General features: G+C 64.5%; 1 protein-coding gene. It reads right to left on the bottom strand.

All coding sequences use genetic code 11. The features are described 5' to 3' along the window. A partial coding sequence (locus tag NF616_RS21065; RefSeq protein ID WP_252275727.1) for an AMP-binding protein occupies nt 1-667 on the bottom strand: 667 nt, incomplete at both ends.

Raw genomic sequence — 667 nt, 5'->3', positions numbered from 1 at the left:
CAGAGCATTGGCGTCGGTGTTGTCTTTGGCCACGACGTAACCGACCAGCTGCTTGCCTGTCGGTGTCTCGCGGGCGATTACCGCCGCTTCCTGCACGCCGTCCAGGGCCAGCAACTGGCTCTCGATCTCGCCCAGTTCGATACGGAAACCGCGAATCTTCACCTGATGGTCGACCCGGCCCAGGTAGTCCAGGGTGCCGTCCTCGCGCCAACGCACCAGGTCGCCGGTGCGGTACATACGCTCGCCGGCTGCGCCGAACGGGTCGGGCAGGAAGCGCTCGGCCGTCAGTTCCGGGCGCTGGAAGTAACCACGGGCCAAGCAGACTTCGCCGCCGATATACAGCTCGCCAGCCACGCCAATGGGCAGCAGGTTCAGCTCGGCATCCAGTACATACAGGCTGCGCGGACCAACCGGATTGCCGATGGGTGCGTAGGCCGCTTCGAAGGAATCGCCGGGGAAGGCTTCCCAGATTAGCGGGGTCACCACGGTTTCGGTCGGGCCGTAGCCGTTGATGATCCGTTGCGGCTGCAGCACTTTCTGCAGACGCTCGTAGGTCTCGCGGGTAAAGGCTTCGCCACCCAGCGTCCACGAACGTACCGGCAGTTTCAGGTCTTGCGACTCGACCCAGTCCAGCAACTGCTGGGCATAGCTCGGCGGCAGGCAGGAG

Source organism: Pseudomonas subflava, from assembly GCF_023823685.1.
In the GTDB taxonomy this organism is placed as follows: domain Bacteria; phylum Pseudomonadota; class Gammaproteobacteria; order Pseudomonadales; family Pseudomonadaceae; genus Aquipseudomonas; species Aquipseudomonas subflava.
The sequence above is the reverse complement of the archived record's forward strand: the minus strand, read 5'-3'. Positions and strand labels throughout refer to the sequence as shown.